The organism is Acidimicrobiales bacterium, assembly GCA_035531755.1.
In the GTDB taxonomy this organism is placed as follows: Bacteria; Actinomycetota; Acidimicrobiia; order Acidimicrobiales; family UBA8190; genus DATKSK01.
The window spans coordinates 62932-81813 of the sequence record DATKSK010000018.1 but is presented as its reverse complement, the minus strand read 5'-3'; the positions used below and the strand labels follow the sequence as shown (position 1 = coordinate 81813).

The 18882-nt window shown below is 75.6% G+C and carries 12 protein-coding genes; 9 read left to right on the top strand and 3 right to left on the bottom strand.

The window, feature by feature from the left end; genetic code table 11:
* Positions 1-1059: NAD-dependent epimerase/dehydratase family protein (locus VMV22_04090; protein ID HUY21501.1), on the bottom strand; the 1059-nt coding region annotated here is incomplete at its 3' end.
* A 364-nt stretch (positions 1060-1423) separates the two neighbouring features.
* Here VMV22_04090 and VMV22_04085 point away from each other — a divergent pair.
* The 4 genes from VMV22_04085 (at position 1424) to VMV22_04070 (ending at position 9792) form a co-directional block, all read left to right on the top strand.
* Positions 1424-2248 (top strand): glycosyltransferase, encoded by an 825-nt coding sequence (locus VMV22_04085; protein HUY21500.1) that lies wholly within the window; start codon positions 1424-1426, stop codon positions 2246-2248.
* 198 nt (positions 2249-2446) lie between these two features.
* Positions 2447-3070: a hypothetical protein gene (locus VMV22_04080; GenBank protein ID HUY21499.1), complete on the top strand. Its 624-nt coding sequence runs from the start codon at positions 2447-2449 to the stop codon at positions 3068-3070.
* Positions 3071-3079: 9 nt separating this feature from the next.
* A complete protein-coding gene (locus tag VMV22_04075) occupies positions 3080-6085 on the top strand; it encodes a PD-(D/E)XK nuclease family protein (protein ID HUY21498.1) in 3006 nt (1001 codons plus the stop codon).
* Positions 6082-9792 carry a UvrD-helicase domain-containing protein gene (locus tag VMV22_04070; GenBank protein ID HUY21497.1) on the top strand — a complete coding sequence of 1237 codons (3711 nt, stop codon included), beginning with the start codon at positions 6082-6084 and terminating at the stop codon, positions 9790-9792. Before VMV22_04075 ends, VMV22_04070 begins: the two co-directional genes overlap by 4 nt.
* Before the next feature lie 77 nt (positions 9793-9869).
* Here VMV22_04070 and rmuC read toward each other — a convergent pair whose 3' ends face one another.
* Positions 9870-11270 carry a DNA recombination protein RmuC gene (rmuC, locus tag VMV22_04065; GenBank protein HUY21496.1) on the bottom strand — a complete coding sequence of 467 codons (1401 nt, stop codon included), beginning with the start codon at positions 11268-11270 and terminating at the stop codon, positions 9870-9872.
* Between the two features lie 129 nt (positions 11271-11399).
* On the opposite strand from rmuC, the gene VMV22_04060 reads away from it, so the two are divergent.
* The 5 genes from VMV22_04060 to VMV22_04040 all read left to right on the top strand — a co-directional run bounded on the left by VMV22_04060 (position 11400) and on the right by VMV22_04040 (position 17827).
* Complete coding sequence (locus VMV22_04060) at positions 11400-13610, top strand: dehydrogenase E1 component subunit alpha/beta (protein HUY21495.1); 2211 nt, start codon at positions 11400-11402, stop codon at positions 13608-13610.
* A 19-nt stretch (positions 13611-13629) separates the two neighbouring features.
* A complete protein-coding gene (locus tag VMV22_04055) occupies positions 13630-14892 on the top strand; it encodes an NAD(P)/FAD-dependent oxidoreductase (GenBank protein HUY21494.1) in 1263 nt (420 codons plus the stop codon).
* 71 nt (positions 14893-14963) lie between these two features.
* Positions 14964-16049 (top strand): phosphotransferase, encoded by a 1086-nt coding sequence (locus VMV22_04050; protein HUY21493.1) that lies wholly within the window; start codon positions 14964-14966, stop codon positions 16047-16049.
* Positions 16050-16143: 94 nt separating this feature from the next.
* Entirely contained in the window at positions 16144-17145 is a 1002-nt protein-coding gene (locus tag VMV22_04045; GenBank protein HUY21492.1) for a hypothetical protein, read from the top strand.
* A gap of 19 nt (positions 17146-17164) precedes the next feature.
* Entirely contained in the window at positions 17165-17827 is a 663-nt protein-coding gene (locus VMV22_04040) for a PhoU domain-containing protein (protein ID HUY21491.1), read from the top strand.
* A 3-nt stretch (positions 17828-17830) separates the two neighbouring features.
* Here VMV22_04040 and VMV22_04035 read toward each other — a convergent pair whose 3' ends face one another.
* Entirely contained in the window at positions 17831-18859 is a 1029-nt protein-coding gene (locus VMV22_04035) for an aspartate-semialdehyde dehydrogenase (GenBank protein ID HUY21490.1), read from the bottom strand.
* Positions 18860-18882 lie beyond the last annotated feature (23 nt).

Genomic DNA, 18882 nt, shown 5'->3' with positions numbered 1-18882 from the left:
GATGGTGGCCGGCTCGAGCAGGTGGGGCACGAGCCCCAGGTCGAGGAGCTTGGTGTGGGCGGCGCGGTAGTAGTGCTCCTCCTTCTCCACCCGGGGGTCCTCCACGTGCTCGATGCGCACCTCGCCGGGGTAGGCCTCGGCCACCATGTCGGCCATCTGGGCCACCGAGAAGGACTCGGTGAACTGGTTGAACACCCGGAACTCGCCCTCCGCGGCGGGGTGCAGCAGGGCCAGCTCCACGCAGGCCAGGGTGTCTCGGATGTCGAGCATGCCCCGGGTCTGGCCCCCCTGGCCGTACACGGTGAGGGGGTGGCCCACCACGGCCTGGACGCAGAAGCGGTTGAGCACCGTGCCGAACACGCCGTCGTAGTCGAAGCGCGTGGCCAGGTCGGCGTGCATGGTGGTCTCGTCGGTCTCCTGGCCGTAGACCACGCCCTGGTTGAGGTCGGTGGCCCGCAGGCCCCAGATGCGGCAGGCGAACTGGATGTTGTGGCTGTCGTGCACCTTGGACAGGTGGTAGAAGCTGCCCGGCTGCTTGGGGTAGGGCAGCACGTCGGTGCGGCCCTTGTGGGTGATCTCGATGAAGCCCTCTTCGATGTCGATGTTGGGGGTGCCGTACTCCCCCATGGTCCCGAGCTTCACCAGGTGGATCTGCGGATCGCGCTCGGCGATGGCGTAGAGCAGGTTGAGCGTGCCCACCACGTTGTTGACCTGGGTGTAGGTGGCGTGGGCCCGGTCGATCATGGAGTAGGGGGCCGAGCGCTGCTCGGCGAAGTGCACCACCGCCTCGGGGGCGGTGGCGTCGAGGACCCGCTCCACGAAGGTGTGGTCGGTGAGATCGCCCACGAAGGCCTCCACCCGCAGGCCCGAGACCTCCTCCCACACCCGCACCCGGTGCTGGAGATGGGCGATGGGCACCAGGCTGTCCACGCCCATCTCGAAGTCGTACTGCCGCCGCACGAAGTTGTCGACCACGGCCACCTCGTGGCCCCGGCGGCTCAAGTGCAGCGCCGTCGGCCACCCCAGGTACCCGTCACCGCCCAGAACGAGGATCCGCACCCGGGCCACCTCCCCTTCAGTCCCCCCCGCCCCACGCGGCAGGAAGCACAAGGATCCCCCATGGACCTGGGAGGACACTGGGACGACCTGCAGATCCCCCTGTGAAGCTGAGAAAGGCTTTCGGCACCCGACACCGCCGCCTCGGGCGAATGGCCGTGGGCCACGCCCGGTGGCGGCACCGAGAAGCGAGCGGCACTACGAATCAGGGCGACCCCGAGCCCCTGCGGTGACGGTCGGGCGACGCCGCTCAGGACCGGCGAAGACCGGGGCTCGCGCCCAAGTTGCGCCGGGGCCGTCGGTAGAATGCTGGAGCCCGCACCCGGCGGGCGACTGTGTGGGAAGCGCTGGCGCGGGAGGGGGGGCCGTGGCGCGACACCAACCAGGAGACCTCCATGCCGCGTCGGCGGTCGTGGCCCCGTTGAGCCTGGTGCCTCCATCGGGGCTCCCGGACCCGGTCCTCGACCTGACGGTCGTGGTGCCGTACTACAACCCCGGGCCCGTCCTGCGGACGACGGTCGAGCGCGCCGCCGAGGTGCTCAGGGGCACGGGCATCTCCTTCGAGATCGTGGCGGTGTCCGACGGGTCCACCGACGGGAGCGAGGCCACCCTCGAAGGCGTCCATCCCGACGTCGTCGTGCGGGTCGTGCTCCCCCACGCCGGCAAGGGCCGCGCCGTCCGGGCCGGGCTCGCCCAGGGCCGCGGGCGCTACCTCGGGTTCATCGACGGCGACGGCGACGTGCCGCCGGAACTGCTGGCCGAGTTCGTCGAGGTGGTACGCAGCGTGCACCCGGACGTGGTGCTCGGGAGCAAGCGCCACCCCGACTCGCAGGTCGTGTACCCCATGGCCCGCCGCCTGTACTCGTGGGGCTACCAGCAACTGGTCCGGATGATGTTCCACCTCGACGTGCGCGACACCCAGGCGGGCATAAAGCTCGTGCGCCGCGAGGTCCTCGCCGAGGTGCTCCCGCTCATGGTCGAGGAGGGCTACGCCTTCGACCTCGAGATGCTCGTCATCGCCCGGCGCCTCGGGTACCGCGACCTCGTCGAGGCCCCGGTGCGCATCGGGCGACGCTTCAGCAGCACCGTGTCGGTCCGGGTGGTGTTCGACATGCTGCGCGACACCTTCGCCATCTGGCGACGCCTGCGTTTCGGCCGCGCCTACGGGCCCTCGGCCCGGCGCGCGGGCTGAGCCACCCACCGGCGCAGCCACCCACCGGCGCAGCCACCCACCGGCCCAGCCACCCACCGGCCCAGCCACCCACCGGCGCAGCCGCGGAGCGGACCGTTCCCGTGGGCCTGACCGGCGATGGTCCGGGCCAAGATCGGCGACGTTCCATTGGGACCTTCGACCCTGGCCGGCCGGGCGCTCCCGGTGCAGCGTTGCCCCATGCACGTGCTCATCCCCACCATCGAGGGCCTCGCCGCCGAGGCCGTCGCCCGCGAGCTCGAAGGCGCCGGCCACACCGTCCACACCTGCCACGCGGCGGGGGGGACGTCGGACTGCGCCGTGCTCGACGACCTCACCTGCCCGCTCGAGACCGCGCCGATCGACATCGCCGTGGAGGTCGGGGGGCGGGGCGCGGGGACCGGCGACGGCGCGCTGTGCGCGCTCACCCGCAGGGTCCCGTTGGTGCTGGTGGACGGCGGGCCCGACCACCCGCTCATGCCGTGGGCCGCCGACGCGCTGTCGAGCTCGGACGTCGTGGCGGACGTCGGGGCCGTGGCGGACATGGCGTCGAGTCCGCTGCCCGCCCACACCGACGTCGCCGCCAAGGCCATGCTCGGGGAGCTCCGGCGCCACGGCACCGAGGACGCCCGGTCGGTGGTCGAGGTCCGACGGCGCGACGGCGGCCTCGTGGTCGAGGTGTGGCGCGACGCCTCCATGACCAGGACCCAGGCCGAGCGCATGGCCACCCACATCGCGCAGGCCGTGCGCGGCTACGACAGCTGGGCACGCCAGCTCGACGTCACCGTCCACGAGCCCCGGAGGGATGCGACAGCGGCGTCGTAGCATGCCGCGATGACGAACGCACCGGTCTCCGTGCAGCGCGGGCCGGTGCCCACCTTCCGACCCGGCGACGCCGCCGTCGACCCCCTCGAGGCGGCGACGGCCATGGCGGTGGCCGGCGCCAAGGGCGGCGACCCGCTCGCTCCGGTGACGGTGATCGCCCCGTCCGCGTACGCCGCACTGGCCACCCGCCGCGCCCTGGGCGCCGTCGCCTGGCCGGACGGGCGCCGGGGTGTCGCCAACGTCGGCTGCACCACCCTCGACAAGGTGGTGCGCCAGCTCGGCACCCCCGGGCTGGCAGCCCGCGGGCTCCGTCCCGCCCCGGGCCCCGTGGGCCTCGAGGCCATCCGGTCGCGCGCCACGGCGGCGCCGGGCTGGCTGGCGGACCTCGTGACCCATCCCCGGGGCCTGGTGTCGCTCCGCGACGCGTGCACCGAGCTCCGGCGGTGCCCGGCCCCCACGCTGGCGGCCCTGGCCCGACGCCGTGGTCGCATCGGCGAGCTCGCCCGGCTCGTGGAGGCGGTGCGCGACCACCTGCACGAGCGGGGCTTCGCCGACGACGTCGACCTCGCCGACGCCGCCGCTGCCGCGACCGGGTCCGGAGCGGCGGTCGGGGCCCTGGGCGCGGTGGTCTGCCTCGAGCTGGGCACCGTCTCGCCGGCGCAGCGCCGGGTCCTCGACCTCGTGGCCGGCCGCGCCGGGATGCCACCGGTCGCGGGCCCCGCGGGCGTGCCGCCGCTCACCGAGGTGCGGCCGTGCGCCGACCCGGCCGAGGAGGTCCGCACCGCGGTGCGGGCCGTGGTGGCCGCGGTGGAGCGGGGCGTCCCGTCGTGGCGCCAGGCCATCCTCCACCCCCCGGGCCCGTCGTACGCCCGGGCCGTCCGCCAGGAGCTGGCCGCCGCCGGCGTGGCCGCCAACGGGCCCGACCTGCGGCGGCTCGACCGCTCGGTGGCCGGGGCCACGCTGCTGCGCCTTCTCGAGCTGGGCGCCGCCGACTGGGCCCGCCACGAGGTGATGGCGTGGCTGTCGACGGCACCGATCGTCACCGGGCCGGACCGCCACGCCGTCCCCGCCAGCGGCTGGGACGCCGTGTCCGCCGACGCCGGCGTCGTGCGCGGCACCGCCCAGTGGGCCGAGCGGCTGGGGAACCTGGCCGGGCGCAAGGCGGCCCGGGCCGGGGAGGCGCACGCCCTGGCCGCGTTCGTGGAGGACCTCGTCCGGGGGGCCACCCCGCCCGGCGGCTCGTGGGCGGCCCACGCCACGTGGGCGGTCGGCCTCCTCGACCGGTACCTGGACACCGACACCGGGTCGTGGCCCGGCGACGAGATGGCGGCGGCGGCGCAGGTGCGCGGCACGGTGCTCGCCCTCGCCGAGCTCGACGCCGTGTCGGACGCCGTCGACCAGGGCGCCTTCCGCCGGGCCGTGCGCACCGCCCTCGAGGAGTCGGCCCTCGACGCCTCCGACCTGCCCGACGGCGGGTTCGGCGACGGTGTCTTCGTGGCCCCGTTCGGGCGGGCGCGGGGCCTGCGCTTCGACGCCGTCGTCCTCGTGGGCATGGCCGACACCGTGGTGCCGGGGGGGATCGGCGACGACGCCCTGCTCCCCGAGGACGTGCGGCGCCTCGACGTCTCCGGCGGCCTGCGCACCCGCGCGGCGCGCCTCGAGGAGATGCACGGGGACGTCCACGCGGCCCTGCGGGCCGGGGCCCGGCGCCGCCTGGCCACCTATCCGCGGGTCGACCCCCGGACCGGGCGCGCCCAGGTCCCATCGCGCTGGCTGGGCCCGCTCACCTCGCCGAGCACGCGGTGGCGGCCGGTGGACTCCTTCGCGGCCGGCGTGGCGGCGGCCGACCCGGCCCTGTCGGTCCGGGAGCTGGCGCTCCACGACATCGCCCGGTGGGCGGCGGACGGCGGCGACCCGGCCCGCTCGCCGGTGGCGCGGTGCTCGGCCCGGCTCCCCACCGGGATCGCCGTGGCCCGCGCCCGCGCCGGCGAGGCCTTCACCCGGTTCGACGGGTACGTCGGGCCGGGACTGGTCACGCCCTTCTCCCCCGACGCCCCGGTGTCGGCGACGCGCCTGGAGACCTACGCCAAGTGCCCCCGGCGCTTCCTCTACGACCGGGTCCTGGCGGTGGCCCCGCGCACGCTCCCCGAGGAGATCTGGCGCATGGAGCCTGCCGAGCGCGGCACCCTGGTCCACGCCGTGCTCGAGGACTACCTCCTCGAGCGGCTGGCCGGCGCCCCCCGCTCGCTCGACCGGCTGCTGGCCCTGGCCGAGGCGCGGTTCGCCACCGCCGAGCGGGGCGGGCTCGTGGGGCGGGCGTTGCTGTGGCGGATGGACCAGGCGGCGATCCGGCGCGACCTGCGGCGCTTCCACGACGAGGAGGGGGACCTCGAGCCGCTCGCCGCCGAGCTCGAGTTCGGGACCGGTGCCGAGGGCGCCCAGCCGGCGGTGACCGTGGCCCTCGACGGCGGGCGCGAAGTCCGCTTCAAGGGGAAGGCGGACCGTGTCGACCGCGCCCGCTCGGGCCAGCTCGTGGTGTCCGACTACAAGACGGGCAAGCAGAAGACGCTCTCCGACCTCCGCAAGGACCCCGTGGCCGGTGGCCGGCTCCTGCAGCTCCCCGTCTACGCCATGGCGGCGCGCGCCCGGTTCGGCGACCGCGGGCCCGTCCAGGCCCGCTACTGGCTGCTGTCCGAGCAGCGCAGCGCGCCCTGCTACAGCCTCACCGTCACCGACGACGTCCAGGCGCGCTTCCTCGACGTGCTCGGCCTGATCGCCGAAGCCGTCGAGGCAGGCGCCTTCCCCGGTGCGCCCACCGAGAAGCCCGGCAGCGAGCGACAGTTCGAGGCCTGCCGCTTCTGCGACTTCGACCGCGTGTGCCCGTCGACGCGCGACCGGCAGTGGGCGCGCAAGAGCGACGCCCCGCAGCTCGCCCCCGTGCTCGCCCTCATGCACGCCTCGGTCCCCGACGAGCTGGCCGGCGCGGTGGTCGAGGGGTTCGGGGTGGCGCCGTGACCCTGGCGCCGCACGACCACGAGGCCCGGGAGCGGATCCAGGCCGAGCTGGACGCCTCCCTGGTGGTCGTGGCCGGCGCGGGGACGGGCAAGACCACGGCGCTGGTGGGGCGGATCGTCGAGCTCGTGCGCAGCGGCCGGGCCTCGCTGCGCGAGATCGCGGCGATCACCTTCACCGAGGCGGCCGCGGCCGAGCTGCGCCAGCGCGTCCGGGAGTCCATCGAGGAGGTGGCGGCGCAGCACCCCGGCGAGGCACGGCTCACCGCGGCGAGCCAGGAGGCTGACGACGCCGCCATCTGCACGTTGCACGCCTTCGCCCAGCGCATCCTGGTGGAGCACTGCGTGGCCGCCGGGATCCCCCCGGGCTTCGACGTCATGGACGAGACGGCCGCACGCGCCGACTTCGACGCCCGCTTGGAGCGGTTCGCCGATGCGTTGCTGGCCGACCGCGGCGCCGAGCCCGCGCTGGTGCGGGGGTTCTCGGTGGGCCTGTCGCACGAGGACCTGGCCGACATCGCCTGGGCCCTCAACCTCCACTGGGACCGGCTCGAGGACGGCGGGCTCGAGGCGCTCGAGCGGATGCGCCCGGAGCCCGGCCACTGGCCCGAGGCCGAGGCCGAGGCCGTGCTGACGGCGATCGACGCCGCCCTGGCCATGGCCGACCGCTGCACCGACGACCGGGACAAGCTCAAGGAGCACCTCGACGGCCTCGCCGGGGTGCGCGCCCAGCTCGCCTCGTGCGACGACGAGCAGGCCACGCTCCAGGTCCTCGACGCCGTCAGGACGCTCAACTGCGGCTACGGCCAGCGGGGGAACTGGGGCGGCCGGGTCGACGAGGTCCGCGCCGCCTGCGCGCGGGCGGAGGAGGCCCGCGTCGACATCCTGCGCACCACGCGCCACGCCGTGCTGGGCGAGCTCGGGGCACGGCTGGCGGCCTTCGTCATGACGGCCGCCAACGAGCGACGGGCGGAGGGCCGGCTGAGCTTCCACGACCTTCTCGTCCATGCCCGGCGGCTGCTGCGCCACGACGGCGTCGCCACCGAGTCCCTGCGCCGCCGGTACCGGCGGCTGCTCATCGACGAGTTCCAGGACACCGACCCCATCCAGGTGGAGCTGGCGGCGCGCCTGGTGGCCACCGTCGACGGCTCGGCCGACCTGCGCCACACCCACCCCGGCGGGCTGTTCGTCGTGGGGGACCCCAAGCAGTCGATCTACCGGTTCCGGCGCGCCGACATCGAGTCGTTCTCGCGGGTGGGGCGGCAGATCGGCGAGCCCATCGTGCTGGCCACCAACTTCCGCTCCGTCCCCGGCATCCTCGAGTTCGTCAACACCGTGTTCGACGAGCTCTTCGGCGCCGTGCCCGTCCCCGGGCAGGCGGCGCACCACGAGCTGCTGGGCGAGCGCGGCCCCCTGCCGCTGCGGTGGACGGCGCCCACGGTCACCGCGACGGTCCCGCCCCCCACCTTCGGGGGCATGGCGGGGACCACGGCCGTGCAATTGACGCTCGACGGGCTCGACCGGTGCGACGGGGCGGCTCCGGACACCGCCACGCCAGGGGCCGGTGGCCGGGCCGGGGCCGGTGGCCGGGCCGGTGGCGGGGGCGGGGCCCGCACAGCCGGCGGAGCCGCGCCCCGGCCGGCGCCGGGGATGCCGCCGGTCGTCGTCCTGGGCGCCCCCGGCCGGGGCACGCTGGCCGAGGTCCGGCGCGCCGCGGCGCGCGACATCGCGGCGGCGGTGGGCGGTGTGGTGAGGTCACGCTGGGCCGTGGCCGATCCCGAGGACGGCCGGACGCGGGCGGCGTGCTGGCGCGACGTGGCCATCCTCCTGCCGGCGCGCACGGCCCTGCCGGCCGTCGAGGAGGCCCTCGAGGACGCCCGTATCCCCTACCGGCTCGAGGGCGTCGCCATGCTGTGGGGATCCGACGAGGTGCGCGACGTGCTGGCCGTGCTGCACGCCGCGGACGACCCGGCCGATCGCGTGGCCGTGCTCGCCGCCCTGCGCAGCCCGGGGCTCGCCTGCGGCGACGACGACCTCGTGACGTGGCGCCAGGCGAACGGCGACTGGGACCCCCGCGCCCCGGTGCCGGCCGGTCTCGAGCAGCACCCCGTGGCGGGTGCGATGGCGGTCCTGGCCCGGTTGCACGAGCAGCGCTGGTGGAGCGAGCCCTCGTCCATGGTGGCCCGGGCCTTCGAGGCGCTCGACAGCTTCGAGCTGTGCCTCGCCTACCACCGCCCCCGCGACCACTGGCACCGGCTGCGGTGGCTGCAGGACCAGGCGCGGCTGTTCGACGAGACCGTCGGCGGCCCGCTGCGGTCGTTCCTCCGCTGGGCCGACCTGCAGGCCGAGGACGACCGGCGCAGCGGCGGCGTGGGCCCGCCCGACCCCGACGACGACGCCGTGCGCGTCATGACGATCCACGGATCCAAGGGCCTCGAGTTCCCCGTGGTCGTCCTCGGCGGGCTGGAACGCGAGGCGGGCGCCGGGCAGCGCTCGCCGGCCGTGCTGTGGCGCGAGGACGGCACGCCGGTCCTGCGCGCCCGCGGCGAGCTGAAGTCGGACGGCTACGACCAGGCGAGCGAGCGCGAGCGCGAGCTCGACGCGCTCGAGCAGCACCGCCTCCTCTACGTCGGCATGACACGCGCCCGGGACCACCTGGTGCTGTGCCTGCACCACAAAGAGCCGCGCGCGGGGTCGACGGCCACCCCCACCGAAGCCGCCAGGCTCCTGGCGATCTGCGAGCGCCACCAGCGCCTGTGGCGGCGCCTGCCGATCGCCGACGCCGGCGGGGTCGTCCCCCCCGACGGCGACGCCGGCACCCCCGTCGACGCGGGGACCCCCGGGGAGGACGCCGTGGAGGCGTGGCGCGCCGGCGTCGAGGCGTTCGAGACCGGGCGCGCCCGGCGCCTGGCGGCCGGGCGCCACGCGCCGGTGACCACCGCCACCGCGGTGGCCGAACGCGTCGTCGAGGCGCGCGGTGCGATGGCGCCCGGTGCGATGGCGCCCGGTGCGATGGCGCGCGGTGCGATGGCGCCCGGTGCGATGGCGCCCGGCGCGGCGCGCGGCGCCGGCGGCTCTCCCGGCGACGGCGCCCGGGCGGGCGGGTCGCCCGATCCCGGGTCGCCCGACGCCACCGGCGCCTTGTGGCGCGACGCCGAGGTGTCGTTGCAGATCGGGCGGGCCGTGCACGGCGCCCTGGCCGCCATCGACCTGTCCTCCGGCACCGACGCCGAGGGCCGGACGGCGCAGGACGTGGCGCGCCTGCGGGCCACCGCGCACGGCATCGAGGCGCACGGCGACGCCGTCGCCGCCATGGTGCGCGCCGCCCTCGTGTCACCGAGCGTCGCCGCCGCGGCGACGGGGCGGCACTGGCGGGAGCTGTTCGTCGCCGTCCCCGTGGGCGACGGTGGGGTGCTCGAAGGCTTCGTGGACCTCGTCGTGGACGACGGCGCCGGCCTGGTGGTGGTGGACTACAAGACCGACCGCGCCGACGGCCCCGCGGGTGTGGCGGCGGCGGCGGCGCGCTACCGGCCCCAGCTGGCGAGCTACGCCCTGGCGCTGCAGGAGGCGACGGGGCGCCCCGTCCACCGCTGCGTGCTCGTCTTCGTGGGCGACGGCGAGCCCGTGGAGGACGTGCTCGACGGCGCGGAGCTCGAGGCGGCACGCGCCGAGGTCCGGCACACCGCGGGCGAGCTAGTAGGGGGCCGGTAGCGGCGCCCCCGCACCGTGCCGGGCGGGGCGGGCGGGGCGGGCGGGGCGAACACCCGACGTCGCCGGCGCGCCGGGGCTCAGGTGGCGGCCGCCCCGGGCAGGTCCCGGTGGCCCTCGCCCGACCCCTCGATGAGCTCGAGCCCGGCCTCGCCGGGACGGGCGAGGCGGGAGCCGGCGAGCTCGGGCGCGTGCAGGTCGCGTGCCACGGCGTCGACGTGCACGAGCTCGGGCATCTCCTTGTCGGCCCCGCCCACCACACCGAGCTCGTGGAAGCGCCGCGCCTGCGGGAAGACGTTGCGCTCGAGCGAGCCCACAGCCTTGTTGTAGGACTCGACGGCGCCGCTCAGGCTCCGGCCGGTACGGGCCATGTGCTCGCCGAAGGTGGCCAGGCGCTTGTAGAGCTCGCGCGCCATCAGCTGCACCTCGCGGGCGTTCTCGGCCAGCGCTTCCTGCTGCCACCCGTAGGCGACGGTGCGCAAGAGGGCGATCAACGTGGTCGGCGTGGCCAACAGGACGTGGCTGGCGACGGCGTGCTCCAGCAGCGTCGGGTCGTGCTCGAGCGCGGCGGCCAGGAGCGGGTCGCCGGGGACGAACGCCACGACGAAACCGGGCGAGTCGTCGAACTGCTGCCAGTAGGCCTTCTTCGCCAGGGCGTCCACGTGGGCCCGGAGGTGGCGGGCGTGCGCCTGGAGGTGCACCAGGCGGGCGTCGTCGTCGACGGCGTCGTTGGCGTCGAGGAAGCCCTGGAGCGGGACCTTGGCGTCCACGACGACCTGCTTGGCGCCGGGCAGGTGCACCACCATGTCGGGCCGCACCCGCCCGTCGGAGCCCTCGGTGGTCACCTGCTCCTCGAAATCGCAGTGCTCGAGCATGCCGGCCATCTCGACCACGCGCCGCAACTGCAGCTCGCCCCAACGCCCGCGCGTGGCCGGCGAGCGCAGCGCCGTCACCAGGTTGCGCGTCTCCACCTGGAGCTTCTCCTGCGACTGCGTCAGCTGCTTCACCTGCTCGCTCAGGCTCGAGTACGCCCCCTGCCGATCGAGCTCGAGGCGGCGCAGCCCCTCCTCGTACCGGCCGAGCTGGTCGTGCAGCGGGCGCAGCAACTCCTCGATGGCCTGCGTGCGCTGGTCGAGATCACCGCGCGCCGACTGGTGGGCCCGGGCCAGGCGGCTGTCGGCGAGCTCGAGGAACTGCGTGTTGTTCTGCTGCAGGGCCCGGCGCGACAGCTCGGCGAACTCGCCCACGAGCTGGCGGCGCACCTCCTCGGTGGCCGCCTGGCGCTCCCGCGAGGCCTGGCGCTCGTGCTCGAGCGCGGCCTGCAGGGCCGACACCTCGGCCCGCGACGCCGCCAGCGCGGCCGCGTGGGCCACGCGCTCGGCCGAGGCCCGGGCGGCGGCGCGCGAAGAGGCCACGACCAGGGCGACGGCGGCCCCGGCGCCTGCCCCGAGGAGGATGCCGATCACGGTGCCGACGATCATCTGCTCTCCCTGGTCCGAGGGTTTTCCCTGCTCCGAGGGTGCACGCGCCTGAGCGTACCGCCGGGGTGTGACAGTCCCCGGGGACCCCGGACGCCGCTCGTCGCCGGACGGAACGGGTAGCGTCCAACAGTGGTGCGCAAGAGCGCGATGGCACGAGGTGCGGGTGCGGCACCCGAGGACCGTGCCGACGTCGAGGCCCCGGGCCCGCCGAACGGCGCCGTGGCGGGCCCCGCACCGGGCACCGGGCAGGACGGCCCGCTGGGCCCGTTCCCGGTGGAGGAGCTCGTGGCGGACTTCCGGACGGCGTGCCTGTCGCGCGCCCTCGACGACCGCGAGATCCTGCTGCAGAAGCAGAGCCGCGTGTTCTTCCAGATCTCCGGCGCCGGCCACGAGGTCGTGCTCCTGGCGCTGGCCCGCTCGTTGCGGCCCGCCTACGACTGGTTCTTCCCCTACTACCGCGACCGGGCGCTCGTGCTCGCCCTGGGCGTGACGCCCCTCGACATCATGCTGGAGGCCGTGGGCTCGTCGCTCGACCCGGCATCGGGCGGCCGGCAGATGCCGTGCCACTGGGGGGCCGTGACGAAGAACATCGTCACCCAGTCGAGCCCCACGGGCAGCCAGTGCCTGCCCGCCGTGGGGTGCGCGGAAGCCGGTCGCTACATCGGCCGGCGCCCGGGGCTGCCGGGATGCCGCGCCGAGGGCGACGAGATCACGTACGTCTCGCTCGGTGAGGGTGCCACCTCCGAGGGCGAGTTCTGGGAGAGCCTCAACACCGCCTGCCGCCTGCACCTGCCGGTGCTGTTCCTCGTGGCCGACAACGGGTACGCCATCTCCGTGCGCGCCGCGGACCAGTCGCCGGCACCGGTCGCCGAACTCGTGCGGGGGTTCCGCGGCCTGGCGGTGACGTCCCTGGAGGGCTGGGACTACGCCGCCTGCCGCACCGAGGGGGCGCTCGCCGTCGCCCGCGTGCGCGCCGGGGAGGGTCCGGGCCTGATCCACGCCCACGTGACCCGGCCCTACTCCCACTCGTCGGCGGACTCCCAGGCCAAGTACCGCGACCCCGAGGAGCTCGCCGAGGAGGAGGAGCACGACCCCATCGACACCTTCGAGCGCGCCCTCGTCTCCGCCGGCATCCTCACCCACGAGCAGGCGACCGAGATGCGCGCCGAGGCGCGCGACACCGCGGCGCGCGCCGCCGAAGAGGCACTGGCCGCGCCCCGGCCCGACCCGGCCACCGTCACCGACAACGTGGTGCGGCTGCCCACGCGGCCCGCGCTGCCCGATCCCGATCCCGACCCCCGCCCCGAGCCCGGCGCCGAGGAGCCCGTCGTCATGGCGGAGGCCATCCGCCTGACACTGCACGAGCTGCTCGCCCGCGACGAGCGCATCCGCGTGTTCGGCGAGGACGTGGCCGACGCCGACGACGAGGTGCTGGACCAGGTCGAGGGCAAGGGCGGCGTGTTCGGCGTGACGCGGGGCCTGCAACGACGCTTCGGCTCGGCGCGCTGCTACAACACGCCGCTCGCCGAGTCGAACATCGTGGGCCGCGGCATCGGCCAGGCCCTGCGCGGGCTGCGCCCCTGCGCGGAGATCCAGTTCTTCGACTACATCTGGCCGGCGATGCAGCAGCTGCGCAGCGAGGCGGCCACCATCCGGTGGCGGTCGAACGGCGACTTCACCTGCCCGCTGGTGGTGCGCGTGGCCATCGGCGGCTACCTCACCGGGGGGGCGATCTGGCACTCCCAGAGCGGCGAGTCGATCTTCGCCCACATCCCGGGGCTGCTCATCGCCTTCCCGTCGCGCGCCCGCGATGCCGTGGGCCTGCTGCGCAGCGCCTTCGACGCCGGGGACCCCGTGCTCTTCCTGGAGCACAAGCACCTCTACCGCCAGCACTACGCCGCTGACCCGTTGCCCCCGGTCGGATGGGCGCTTCCCTTCGGCCGCGCCGCGCTGGTGCGCCCGGGCCGCCACCTGAGCATCGTGACGTGGGGCGCCACCGTGCAGAAGTCGCTGGTGGCGGCCGACCAGCTGGCGGCGGAGGGATGCGACATCGAGGTCGTGGACCTGCGGACCATCGCCCCGTGGGACCACGACGCGGTGTGCGAGTCGGTGCGGCGCACGAGCCGGCTCCTCGTCGTGCACGAGGACACCTTGACGGCCGGGTTCGGGGCGGAGGTGGCGGCCTGGGTGGCCGAGCACTGCTTCTGGGCGCTCGACGCGCCGGTCTCACGGGTCACCGCCCTCGACACCTTCGTCGGCTACGAGCCGTCGCTGGAGCATGCCATCCTCCCCCAGGTCGACGACATCGTGACCGCGGCGCGTGCCCTGGCCGCGGTCTGAGGACCGCACCGACCGGCGCATGGAGCGGGTCGTCGTCATCGGCGCCGGGTTCGCCGGGCTGAGCACCGCCCGGCACCTCGCCGGCCATCCCGTACAGGTCACCCTGGTCGACCACCACAACTTCCACACCTTCCAGCCGCTGCTCTACCAGGTGGCCACGGCCGGCCTCGAGCCCGCCGATGTCGCCTACCCGGTGCGCACCATCTTCGGCCGCGAGCCCACCATCACCTTCCGCCACGGCCGCGCCCTCTCGGTCGACCTGGCGGCCCGCACGGTCGCCCTCGCCGACGGCGCGGCGCTCGAGTACGACCGGCTGGTGGTGGCCACCGGTGCCACGACGGGGTTCTTCGCCGTCCCCGGCGCCCCGCGGCACGCGCTGCCGCTCTACACGCTCGCCGATGCCCGGCGCCTGCGGAACCACGTCCTCGCCTGCCTCGAGGCGGCCGACGCCCGGCCCGAGGACTTCGACGGCGGCGCGCCCACCTTCGTGGTGGTGGGCGGCGGGGCCACCGGCGTCGAGATGGCCGGCGCGCTCGTCGAGCTGCTCGACGTCTCGGTACGCCGGGACCGCCTGCGCATCGACCCCGATCGCACCCGGGTCGTGCTCCTCGAGGCCGGCGACCGGCTGCTGGCCGGGTTCGAGGAGGACTCGAGCCGCTACGCGGCGCAGACGCTGCGCGACCGGGGCGTCGACGTCCGCCTGCGGACGCCGGTGGCCGAGGTCACCGCCGAGGGGGCGCGCCTGGCCAACGGCACCTGGCTGCGCGCCGCCGCGGTGGTGTGGGCGGGGGGCGTGACCGTCGACGGCACCCTGGCCGCCTCGCTGCCGACGCCGCGCGGCCGGGGCGGGCGCGTCACGCTCGAGCCCGACCTGTCGCTCGCCGGCCATCCCGAGGTCTTCGTGGTGGGCGACGCCGGCGCCGTCCCCCGCGGCCCGGGCGCGCCCGAGGCCTGTCCCCAGGTCGCCCAGGTGGCGATGCAGTCGGGGAAGCACGCCGCCCGGCAGATCCTCCGGCGCCAGGCCGGTGAGCCCACCACCGCCTTCGCCTACCACGACAAGGGGCTGATGGCGACCATCGGCCGGCATGCGGCGGTCGCCCAGCTGCGCCGCGGTCCCGTCCTGCGGGGGACCCTCGGGTGGCTGGCGTGGCTGGGGCTGCACCTCGTCTACCTGATCGGGTTCCGCAACCGCCTCGTCGTGCTCGTCAACTGGTGGTGGCGCTATCTCGACTGGCCCTCGGGCCCCCGCCTCATCGTCGCCGACGTGGAGGCGGACCGGTGACGGCGGCGCCGGTCCCGCCCGGCGTCGGTCCGCCCGGCGTCGGTCCGCCCGGCGTCGGTACGATCCGCCCGGTGCCCGGCGCGACGCCCCCGCCCTGGCGGCCCGAGGAGGCCGGCACGGACTGGCTGACCGACGCGCTGCGCGGTGCCGGGGTGGTGGGCGGCCGGCGGGTGGTGGCGTTCGACACCGAGCCCGTGGGGACCGGGCAGATGGCGGACTGCGTCCGCTTCCGGCTCACCTACGACGCCGACGCGCCCGGCGCGCCGGGCACGCTGGTGGGCAAGTTCACGCCCGCCGACCGGACGAGCCGCGCCACCGCGCTGGCGTTGCGGACGTCGGAGGTCGAGGTGCGCTTCTACCAGGAGGTCGCCGCCACCGTCGGCGTGCGCACGCCCCGGTGCTACGCCGCCGAGGTCGACCCGGCCACCGGGGAATTCGCCCTCCTGCTGGAGGACCTGGCGCCGGCGCGCCAGGGGGACCAGGTGGCGGGGTGCAGCCCCGACCAGGCGTCGCTCGCCCTGGCCGAGCTCGCCCGGCTGCACGCGCCGCGGTGGGGCGACCCCTCCCTGGAGCACCTGCCGTGGCTGGAGCGCCAGGGGCCCGAGCCCGGGGCGATGGCCGAGGTGCTGCCCGTGCTCTTCGGCGGGTTCGTCGAGCGCTACGGCGACCAGCTCGACCCGGCCGTCATCGGCGTGGGCGAACGGCTCTTCCCCCGCATCGGCGACTACCTGCGGCGGCGGCCCGGGCCGCGCACCGTGCAGCACGCCGACTACCGGCTCGACAACCTCCTCTTCACCGACGAGGCCCGCGCCGTGGCCGTCGTCGACTGGCAGACCACCACGCTCGGGCCGGGGGCGGCCGACGTGTCGTACTTCGTCGGTGCCGGCCTCGCCACCGCCGAGCGCCGGCAGCACGAGACCGACCTCGTGCGCGAGTACCACGAGCGGCTGTGCGCCGGCGGCGTGCCGGGCTACTCGTGGGACGACTGCATGACCGACTACCGCCGCCACGCCTACGCCGGCTACGTCATGGCGGTGGGCGCCTCCATGCTGGTGGAGCGCACCGCGCGCGGCGACGACATGTTCCTCACCATGGCGCGACGTCACGCCGCCCAGATCGAGGACCTCGGCGCCGAGTCGCTGCTCGGCGCCGCATGAACCCGGCCGGAAGAGCCGGCCGCATGAACCCGGCCGGAAGACCCGGCCGCATGAACCCGGCCGGAAGAGCCGGCCGCATGACCCAGGAGGTGTCGTGGTCCGCCTGAACGCCGCCGACGAGCAGTTCGTCCACCAGCTCCCCGAGCCGCTCGCGGTCGTCGGCATCGAGCACGAGCACTGGCGCGAGAGCTACTTCTTCGTGACCCACGGGCCCGACGCCGGCAGCGACGTGGTCGTCGTGGCCATGGCCGCCTACCCGCCCCGGCAGCTCCTCGACGCCCTCGTCCTCGGCCGCGTCGGCGGCGAGCTCGTGTTCCGCTACTACCAGCGCCCGAGCGGGGACGACTCCCACACCACGACCGTGGGGCCCGTGTCGGTCGTCGTGGAGGAGCCCTTCCGGCGGGTGCGCGTCGTGGTGACGGCGGCCGACGGGTTCGACGCCGATCTGACGTTCACGGCCCGGACCCAGGCCTACGGCCTGCGGCGGGGGCGCCTGCGCGACGAGGCCGGCGCCCTGCTCTGGGACCAGAGCCACATGATCCAGTCGGGGACGTTCACCGGCTCGTACCGCAACGGGGAGGCCGGCGGCCGCGTCGACGGCTGGCTGGGCCAGCGCGACCACTCGTGGGGGGTGCGCGACCACGGGCGCATCCCCATGTGGACGTGGCTGGCGATCCAACTGCCCGACGGCATGCTGGGGGTCTGGCACTGGGAGCTGGCCGACGGGGCCCGGGTCTTCACCGACGGGTGCTGGGCGCCGGCCGACGGCGGGGCGCCGGTGCCGGTCGTGGACTTCCACCACGACCTGGCGTGGACCGACGACGCCGGCGACGCGGTCCCCTACGGGCCCGACGGCGCCGCCGTGCAGGGCCTGGCGGGGACGGTGACCTTCGCCCTGGCCGACGCGAGCACGGTGACCGTGCGGGGGGCGGGCCGGTGGTGCGCGCCCTACCGGCCGATCTACGGCGGCGGCCAGCACCTCATGGCCGTGGAGACCGACGACGGGCGGCGGGGGACGGCCGTCTACGAGGTCACGGGCCGCCACCACCACCGGTTCTTCCCCGAGCCCCTGGGCACCGACGCCGGCCCGGGGTGAGAGGGCTACGGTGGCCCACGTGGCGAAGCGCGTCGTTGTGCAGATGGGTGGCGACGACGAGGTCACCGAGAGCCTGGCGCACATCGACCGCGAGATCATCAAGCTCTTCGCGCTCGTCGGCGAAGGCGTCGCCGGCGCCACGCACTCGCTGCTGGCCGGCGACCGCGAGGCGGCCCGTGTCCTGGCCGAGAGCGACGAGACCATCGACGCCCTCTACCGCGAGGTCGAGCAGCTGGCCCAGCGCCAGCTCGCCCAGCGCGCCACCGGGCCCGACGAGCTGCGGTACCTGGTGGCCGTCCTGCGCATGCTGCCCGAGCTCGAGCGCAGCGGCGACCTCGCCGAGCACGTGTCGCGCCGGGCGGTGCGCGGCCTCGGTGTCGAGCTGTCGCCGCGCGCCCGCGGGCTCGTGGAGCAGATGGGCGAGGTGGCGTGCGACATGTGGCGCGCCACGGCGGACGCCTACGCCGATCGCGCCGAGGTGGCGGACAACGTGGAGTCCCTCGACGACGAGCTCGACGAGCTGCACGTGACGCTCACCGCCGAGATCGCCAGCGGATCGATGCCGCTGCCGGTGGCGATCGAGGCCGCCCTGGTCGCCCGGTTCTACGAGCGCTTCGGCGACCACGCCGTCAACCTCGCCCGGCGCATCTCGGTGCTCGCCGGCCGGACGGGCTGGGCGTAGGGCTCAGGCCCCGTCCCGGGCGAGGATCGCCTCGGCGATCTGCACGGCGTTGAGGGCGGCGCCCTTGCGCAGGTTGTCGCCCGACACGAACAGCGCCAGGCCGTGGGCCACGGTGGGGTCGCGCCGCAGCCGGCCCACGAACACCGGGTCCACGCCCGCCGCCAGGAGCGGCGTCGGGACGTCGGCGAGCTCGACCCCGGGCGCCGCCGCCAGGAGTTCGGTGGCGCGCTCCACGGTCAGGGGGCGCTCGAACGCGGCGTTGATCGACAGGCTGTGGCCGGTGAAGACCGGGACGCGCACGCACGTGCCGGAGACGGCGAGGCCGGGGGTGCCGAGGATCTTGCGGCTCTCCTCGCGCAGCTTCTGCTCCTCGTTGGTCTCGTCCGAGCCGTCGGCGAGGAGCGTGCCGGCCAGGGGCAGCACGTTGTGGGCGATGGGCCCGCAGAACACCGACGGCGGCGGGTACTCGACGGCGCCCCCGTCGAACGTCAGGCCGGCCGCCGCGCCGACGGTCTTCGTCAGCTGCTCCTTGAGCTCGCGCACCCCGGCGCCGCCCGAGCCCGACACCGCCTGGTACGTCGAGACCACCAGGCTGCGCAGCCCCGCCTCGCGATGCAGCGGGGCGAGGACGGGCATGGCCACCATGGTCGTGCAGTTGGGATTGGCCACGATCCCCTTGTCGACGTGGGCGAGCGCTTCGGGATTGACCTCGGCCACCACCAGGGGCACGGCCGGGTCCATCCGCCAGGCCGAGGAGTTGTCGATCACGATGGCGCCCGCGGCGGCGATGCGGGGCGAGAGCACGCGCGACGCCGATGCGCCCGTCGACATCAGGGCGATGTCGACGCCGCCGTAGTCGGCCTCCTCGGCCGTCTCGACCTCGACCTCGGCCCCGGCCCAGGGCAGGCGGCGGCCGGCCGAGCGCGCCGACGCGAAGAACCGGACCTCGTCCGCGGGGAAGGCGCGCTCGGCGAGCACCGAGCGCATGACCGACCCGACCTGGCCCGTGGCACCGACGACGGCGACCCGCATCGCACCATGGTACCGGCCGGGGC

What these genes read in the sequence shown, in the direction of transcription:
- VMV22_04080 (HUY21499.1), top strand. Translation starts at nt 2,447, where the DNA reads ATGCACGTGCTCATCCCCACCATCGAGGGCCTCGCCGCCGAGGCCGTC.
- VMV22_04075 (HUY21498.1), top strand. Translation starts at nt 3,080, where the DNA reads ATGACGAACGCACCGGTCTCCGTGCAGCGCGGGCCGGTGCCCACCTTC.
- rmuC (HUY21496.1), bottom strand. Translation starts at nt 11,270, where the DNA reads ATGATCGTCGGCACCGTGATCGGCATCCTCCTCGGGGCAGGCGCCGGG.
- VMV22_04055 (HUY21494.1), top strand. Translation starts at nt 13,630, where the DNA reads ATGGAGCGGGTCGTCGTCATCGGCGCCGGGTTCGCCGGGCTGAGCACC.
- VMV22_04035 (HUY21490.1), bottom strand. Translation starts at nt 18,859, where the DNA reads ATGCGGGTCGCCGTCGTCGGTGCCACGGGCCAGGTCGGGTCGGTCATG.